This window comes from Halomonas sp. (genome assembly GCF_041689495.1).
Lineage (GTDB): Bacteria > Pseudomonadota > Gammaproteobacteria > Pseudomonadales > Halomonadaceae > Halomonas.
The window spans coordinates 1-3380 of sequence record NZ_JBDNGD010000371.1 but is presented as its reverse complement, the minus strand read 5'-3'; the positions used below and the strand labels follow the sequence as shown (position 1 = coordinate 3380).

The window sequence follows — 3380 nt, the reverse complement described above, 5'->3', positions numbered from 1 at the left end:
CCTGCGCCTGCTGCTGCTGGGCATTGGCTCGTTGGTGGTCTGGTGGATCGTCTTCCCGGCATGGCCGGGTTGGGCTCTTGGCGGCGCACTGCCGGGACTGGTGGTGCTCTCACTTGGCCTGGCCCAGCTGCGTTGGCGCGCTCTGGGCTGGCGCCGGGAGGGCGACTGGTTAAGGGTGCGTCAGCGGCTCCTGGGGCAGCGCACCAGCCTCTTTCCCCTGGATCACCTGGTCTCCCTGCAGTTGGAGCAGAGCTGGCTGCAGCGCCGCCGGGGTGTGGTGACCCTGCAGTTGCATCTGGCCAATGGCCGTCTGAGCCTGCCGTTTGTCGAGCAGGGGGTAGCCATGGAACTGGCCGATCGGTTGCTGGCGAATACCGAGGGGGTGGCGGTGGAATCCTCCATCCGCGGTGGATCGACCTCAATGTGACGACTCGGGAGGCTCATAGGGCGTCTCATCGCCTAGCAGGTAGACGGCATCGGCATAGCCTGGCTCGGGGAAATGGCAATCCGGGCCGGGAGTGATGGGTAGCAGGGTGCGGTGGTCGGTCAGGCCGAGATCATCGAGCTGGTGGGGGACGCCATGGCCATGTGTCAGGTGGCCCTGGCAGATGAGTCCCACCACCAGGGTGTTTTCGTCGCTGGCGTCGGCCAGGCCCGTTGCCATGGCGCGATCCCAGACCAACTGGGCGTCGATGAATCTCGCCAGTCCTGCTTCTCTGTCACCGTCGCCGGGATGTTGATCGAAGACGTCGCTCAGAACTCCCCGGTAGGCCTCGCTCGGCGCTGCGGGAGGGGTGATCGCGTAGCGCTCCTGTTCGGGAACCGCTTCCCAGCCCTCCGCGACCAGTCGCTGGCGAAGCGTGGGAGTGACGTTCAGGGCCAGCAGCGGTATCCGTTGCATGCGGGCAAAATGCAGAATCGGGAAGTAGAGCGCCGGGTCGAAGCCCCAGGCGCTGTGCCACTCACTGGCCTCCAGGAAACCGGCCTCGTCGAGTTCGCCGGCGACCCAGGCGTCCAGGGCGGGCTGGGCCTCCCGCGGCAGCATCTCCAGGCCGATGACCATCCGTGGGTGGTGGGCATGCAGGCCGGCCAGGGTATGCAGTTGCCAGCGATGGTGCGCCAGGCGGTCATGCTGTTCGCCGAGCATTACGACCCGGCGCTCGGCGAACTCGGCCATCAGGGTGTCGCTGGCGACCCGCTCGCCATCGGCTCCCAGCCATTGGCCCGGGGCGGGGCAGGTCTCGGCTGCCAGGCCCTCCAGGGGAAGGACAAGCCCGACCAGGGCGATCAGCAGGACGGAAGGGCGAAGACGGGATCGCGACACGGGCGACTCCTGATAGCATCATGGGGCTTTACCCTAACCGCAAATTCCGGTGTCGAGAACCGCATGCCTTTCAACCACGCCCGACGTTTCCAGCGCCTCACCGCGATGCTGGCCGAGTGGCAGTCGGTCTGGCGGCCTCTGCCTTTCCAGCACCCCATGCCTCCCTGGAGTGCGTGCTTCCCCGGAAGGGTGGAGCAACTGAGGGCGCTGTGCGACGCCGATGTCGACCGGCTTCAAGGGGAACCGCTGCGCGACCCATGTGCCCGGACGGAAATGGCATCAGATCGAGGCCTTCGTGTCGCGGGAAGCGGGTGTTCGGGAAAGACTGCTGGTGGAGTGGTGTGCCGGGAAGGGGCATCTCGGGCGTATGGGCGTTTACCGGGATCTTTCGAGGGCTTCTGCCGGTGGGCGGCCGAGCACAAGGGCCTCGAACTGCCGGACGATATCGACTGGCCTGCTCTTGAGCAGTTGGGCTGGCATCGCCAGGCCCAGGTGAGTCGTCTCGACCTGGTACGACAGCTCTTTCGCCGCCCCCTTGAAATCTGGCTGATGCTGGATCGGGTACTGTATCTTGAGGAAGCCGGGTTCGATGTCGAGCTTGGCACCTTCTGCGAGCGCCGGCTGACGCCGCGTAACCTGCTGTTGCGTGCTCGACGATGACGACGGCGGGCGTGACAGCGATACTGATGGACCGAGTCGCTCATCGCGAGCGGCAGGAATTCGACCACCGGAGACACGAGATGCATGCGTTCTCGAAACTTGCCCGAGCGCCTGTCGCGGCGCTTCTCGTCACCCTGCTGCTGGTTGGCTGTGACGGCGATGAGGAGATCCGCGAGGTGCCGCTTCCGATGCTGGCGACGAATCCCGCCGCCCATGACGAGACCCGGGTAGCGACGCAGGGCGTGGTCCGCCACTTCGAGGATCCGCTGCATTACTGGATCGAGGACGAGGATCTCCACCGGGTCGAGATCTTCCCCCATAAGATGATTGCGCCTCACCTGGGTGAATCCGTGAGGGTGGTAGGGCGTTTTCGCTACTCGACAAGCGAGGGCCGGCGTCTGACGCTGGAGAGCCTCGAGCCTGTGGTCGATGGCGAGTGAGGCAGGCGCGAGCCAGTGGGATCGAGTGCCAGGGAGGGCCATGCTGTCACGGTTGCGTGAATTGCCGCAGTTACCGGCAGGGCAGGGGCGTGTCGAGGCCATCGACCTGGCCCGGGGCCTGGCCATCTCGCTGATGATCCTCAGTCATGCGGTCAGCGGACTCCTGGGCATCCGCCGGTGCCTCCCTTCATGCTGTTCAGCCTGGGCGGGGCCCTGGTGACCCTGGCGCTCTGCCTGCTCGGTGGCGCGCGTGCGGCGGCCTGGCTGCGGCCGATCACACTGATCGGCGGCGATGCGCTCAAGGCCTTCATCTTCCTGATCTTCCTGATATTCCGCTTCTTGCTGGACGCCTGGCAGGTATACGCCTACCCCCAGGTGCTGGCCATCGGCCTGGGGCTGATTCCGGCCACCGCGGGCTGGATCGCCCTGATCGGCTGGATCCGGGAGCGACGCTGATGCGTGTGCTGGTCCTCGGGATCGCTCTGCTGGTGCTGCCATTCCCGGCGATGGCCGAGCCCGCCTGCACCCGGGGCGAGCGGGATGTCGAGCGCTTCGAGCGGCTGCTGGCCGCGATCCGCGAGGTCGGGATGCCATAGCCAAGGGGGCTATCTTAGCCAAAGGTATGAGTCACCCGGGCGGCATTGGCGTTGACAGTCTCCTGGGACCGGTCTAGGACCATCAATGATTGTTACCGGTAACATTGTCGGCTCGTTTCGACAGCCAGCCGATGTTGGCGCTCGACGATCACACGAGACGCTTGCCACAGCGCAGGATCCAACAACCTACAAACCGCTTTGGAGACACACCATGACAGCCATCTGGCGCAGCACGCTCACCCTGGCCGGCGCGGCCACCCTTACCCTGGGCATGGCCCATGCACAGACGCCGGATCTTTCCGCCCCGCCTGCCATCGACGGTGCCGTGGTCGGTGATCACGGCAGCCACACCATCCGCAT

The 3380-nt window shown here is 65.8% G+C and carries 7 protein-coding genes; 6 read left to right on the top strand and 1 reads right to left on the bottom strand.

Annotation, left to right across the window (positions count from 1 at the left end; genetic code table 11):
* Positions 1-427: PH domain-containing protein (locus ACESMD_RS11635; RefSeq protein ID WP_372613312.1), on the top strand; the 427-nt coding region annotated here is incomplete at its 5' end.
* Here ACESMD_RS11635 and ACESMD_RS11630 read toward each other — a convergent pair.
* Complete coding sequence (locus ACESMD_RS11630) at positions 419-1324, bottom strand: ChaN family lipoprotein (protein WP_372613310.1); 906 nt, start codon at positions 1322-1324, stop codon at positions 419-421. The genes ACESMD_RS11635 and ACESMD_RS11630 overlap by 9 nt on opposite strands.
* Before the next feature lie 63 nt (positions 1325-1387).
* Here ACESMD_RS11630 and ACESMD_RS11625 point away from each other — a divergent pair, with 63 nt between their 5' ends.
* From ACESMD_RS11625 to ACESMD_RS11605, 5 genes are read left to right on the top strand one after another with little or no spacing between them, the layout of a single operon-like run.
* Positions 1388-1984: a hypothetical protein gene (locus ACESMD_RS11625; protein WP_372613308.1), complete on the top strand. Its 597-nt coding sequence runs from the start codon at positions 1388-1390 to the stop codon at positions 1982-1984.
* An 11-nt stretch (positions 1985-1995) separates the two neighbouring features.
* Positions 1996-2424: a hypothetical protein gene (locus ACESMD_RS11620; RefSeq protein WP_372613306.1), complete on the top strand. Its 429-nt coding sequence runs from the start codon at positions 1996-1998 to the stop codon at positions 2422-2424.
* 40 nt (positions 2425-2464) lie between these two features.
* On the top strand, positions 2465-2644 hold the full coding sequence (locus tag ACESMD_RS11615; protein ID WP_372613304.1) for a hypothetical protein: 180 nt from the start codon (positions 2465-2467) through the stop codon (positions 2642-2644).
* A complete protein-coding gene (locus ACESMD_RS11610) occupies positions 2614-2880 on the top strand; it encodes a hypothetical protein (protein WP_372613302.1) in 267 nt (88 codons plus the stop codon). The genes ACESMD_RS11615 and ACESMD_RS11610 overlap by 31 nt, the downstream gene beginning before the upstream one ends.
* Positions 2880-3020, top strand: coding sequence for a hypothetical protein (locus ACESMD_RS11605; protein ID WP_372613300.1), 141 nt, complete (start codon positions 2880-2882; stop codon positions 3018-3020). The genes ACESMD_RS11610 and ACESMD_RS11605 overlap by 1 nt, the downstream gene beginning before the upstream one ends.
* Positions 3021-3380: the final 360 nt, after the last annotated feature.

What these genes read in the sequence shown, in the direction of transcription:
- ACESMD_RS11605 (WP_372613300.1), top strand. Translation starts at nt 2,880, where the DNA reads ATGCGTGTGCTGGTCCTCGGGATCGCTCTGCTGGTGCTGCCATTCCCG.
- ACESMD_RS11615 (WP_372613304.1), top strand. Translation starts at nt 2,465, where the DNA reads ATGCTGTCACGGTTGCGTGAATTGCCGCAGTTACCGGCAGGGCAGGGG.
- ACESMD_RS11625 (WP_372613308.1), top strand. Translation starts at nt 1,388, where the DNA reads ATGCCTTTCAACCACGCCCGACGTTTCCAGCGCCTCACCGCGATGCTG.
- ACESMD_RS11610 (WP_372613302.1), top strand. Translation starts at nt 2,614, where the DNA reads ATGCTGTTCAGCCTGGGCGGGGCCCTGGTGACCCTGGCGCTCTGCCTG.